The organism is Saccharopolyspora sp., from assembly GCF_017434145.1.
GTDB classification, from domain to species: domain Bacteria; phylum Actinomycetota; class Actinomycetes; order Mycobacteriales; family Pseudonocardiaceae; genus Saccharopolyspora_C; species Saccharopolyspora_C galaxeae.
The window spans coordinates 1-2,945 of record NZ_JAFRFW010000890.1; the positions used below are offsets into that span (position 1 = coordinate 1).

1 protein-coding gene and 1 pseudogene are annotated in these 2,945 nt (G+C 64.4%); both read left to right on the forward strand.

Annotation, left to right across the window (positions count from 1 at the left end; translation table 11 throughout):
* Window positions 1-1,345: pseudogene (locus tag IJH84_RS24080) on the forward strand (hypothetical protein); the annotation flags it as partial.
* Window positions 1,346-1,378: 33 nt separating this feature from the next.
* Window positions 1,379-1,927, forward strand: coding sequence for an SMI1/KNR4 family protein (locus IJH84_RS24085; protein ID WP_295149383.1), 549 nt, complete (start codon window positions 1,379-1,381; stop codon window positions 1,925-1,927).
* The last annotated feature ends 1,018 nt before the right edge of the window (window positions 1,928-2,945 follow it).

The window sequence follows — 2,945 nt, forward strand, 5'->3', positions numbered from 1 at the left end:
ACGCTCCGGATCCGCGGGAGCACATGCCAGGCGGGGGTCGGCGGTGATCAATCCCGGTGGGATTCCGCAGATCCCCGGCAACATGGACACCCTCGCCGCCCACGCGGCCGGATTACGGACTGCTGGCACGGGTTTCGCCGACACCGGCGCCGACGTGCACGCGGGCTGGCAAGCGCTCGCGCCCGCCTACCTGGCCCCGGAATCCGAGCAGCTGTTGCAGGCGACTCGTCCGGTCACCGAGACCGCGGGCAACGTCGGTCGCGATGTGGAGCAGGTGGCGGGCGCGTTGCAGCGCTACGCCGACGAAGTCCGCCCCATTCAACAACGCCTCCGCGACCTCAAGGCCCAAGCCGAACAGCTCGTCGCCGACATTCACTCCTACGAAAACCAGAAACCGTCGACCTCGGAGATGGCCGCCTCGGCCAAGACCGGCATCGTGCCGGACAAGGACTGGACCGACGATGGCGACCTCACCGACCGCGACGCCCAGTTGATGTCCGCGGTCAACCAAGCCATCGCCGATTGGATGGCCGCGCAACGCCGCTGCGCGAATGCCATCACCGGGTTGTACGGCGGCACCCACTACACCGCCGACAACACCGACGGACAACACACCCGCGGCGAATACGGCTACAGCGCCGACCAACTCACCGCCGCCGCCAGCAGCGACCACGGCCTGCCCTGGGGCCACACCGAAGACACCAGCACCCGCCTGGCCGACGCGGGGCATCTCATCCTCGATGCAGCCGGAATGTTCCCACTGATCGGCGAAGTCGCCGACGGCGCCAACGCCGCCTGGTACGCGGGTGAAGGTGACTGCACCAGTGCTGGCCTCTCCGCCGCCGGCATGATCCCCTTCGCCGGCTGGGCCGCCACCGCCAGCAAGTTCGCCGGCAAGGGAGTCAAAGCCGCCACTGAAGGCGGTGAGGAAGCGGCCGAAACCACCGCCAAAAACCTCGACGAAACTGACGGCCCTGTGGTGTTTCGTGGACGAACGAACTGGACCGCGGAAGAGCATGAGCAGCTGCGGCGCTATGTGGAAGCCAGCGAGCAAGCTCGCCAAAATGGGCACCTGGCCGAGACCGGCCGGGTCTCCACGCAGGGCGAATTGCGACGCGAGGCCAACCGGGCGGCGATGGCAGAACGCCTGCGTGCGAAAAACGCTGGTGAGCCGTACCAGGGCCAGGTGGGGCATGTGCCGGACACGACCTGGACCGGTCGCCCGGACGGGTACGAGTGGCATGATCAGACGAGCCGGGTCAACGCCTCGTTAGGCTCGCAGGCCCGACAATACCCGGAAGGACACCGGCCGAGTGAATTCCAATTAGGGGAACCACGTGATTAGCATTGAAGCGTCTGCGACAATGGAGCAATGTCGATGAATCCGCCAGAAAACGAGTTGCCTGCCGACTGGGCCGAGCTGATCGGCTACTCAGCGACGCTGCGCAGCCGCCTGGCCGAGGTCGACCCGCAGCTGAGCCCGATGACCATGCCACGAGTCGCGGCCAGCGAGGAACAGCTCACCGAGGCCGAACAACGGGTGGGCACACAGCTCGATGAACACCACCGCGCCCTGCTCCGGCACGGCAACGGATGGCCCCTATTTTTCACCTACACCGACCTGCTCAGCACCGATGAACTCGGAGCAGGACCGCTATGGCAGAAGGCGCAAGAACTGCTCGACCTCTTCTTCGCCGAAGCACCGACGCCCGCAGATTTTCCCGCCCGCGAAGCACTACTCCCGGTCGCCGTCGGCGAAGACGTCACCGACGTATTCGCACTCTGGACCACCGGCCCACAGACACATCACGGCCACCCCATCCTGTGGCTCGCAGGAGAAGAAGTCGACCGCTGGCCCAACATGCGTGAATGGCTACTCTCCATCAACCAATACCTCCAGAACGACTTGGTCAAGCTCGCGCGCTGAACGTGGCGACCACTGGGTCTCGTTCCCAGCGCGAGAGTTGGGTGGGTCGGCTCAGTGACCGTGTTGCCGTCGGGCTAGCGTCGTACTGCCCTGGCCGAACTACGACCTAGCTTGGCCCCAACGGCGGCTTTCCACTTGCTGACACGGTCAGCTAGGATCTTGCCCACGTCTGCCGCGGCAGACGCCGTACTCAGCACCAGTGGCACAGTCTTCGATGACGCCACCACGATCCAGCACCACTCTGGATATGGATGGCCGTGCTGACACCTCATAAGCGTCCGACGCGAGCACCTCGGTTCCGATACCTCTCCCCACAGGCTCTCGAACGCGGATGCGCTGCGAAAACGGCAACCTGTGGTCAACTTCCCGCGAGACATTGATCGCTAGCACAGAGGCGCTCGCAACGACCTTCATTTTCGCTGGTCAAACAGGGGCCACGACAACAGCGGTCGGAACGACCGCTCTGGGCCGTCAAGGTGGCCACGAGAACGGCAACCTCATGGGTGAGGGCGTGCTCGACGTCGGAACGACCGCTCTGGGCCGTCAAGGTGGCCACAACCGCGATCACCGATCGCCAACGCCTAGGACAACTGGATCAGCGGCCGGACGACGCGCTGGCTGGTCGAGGTGGCCGCGGGCACCTCTTCCTCACCGAACGAGGAAAGGAACCGGTCACAAATTGCACACATCCACGAGCCCGGCTGACTCCGCCAGCACTTCCGCGCACTCCAAAATGCCGTTCCCCTAACGGCACTACGAAAGTAGCCGCCGGACCAGCTGCCGACCGTGATGTTCATCGTTCCAACCGCCAACGCACCGCTGCGGCCGCCACGGGAACGGATCCTCCCAAAATCCTCCCAATAGGCGCCCCACGGCAACCTACAGACCACAATGGACAGACCAACAAGATCAAAAATATCTGGTCAGCAACCCTGTGACCTGCACATTTATGTCACCATGCACGTTGTGAAAGGGGTGGGCGCAGCTGGGCTCGAACCAGCGACCCCCTGCTTGTAAG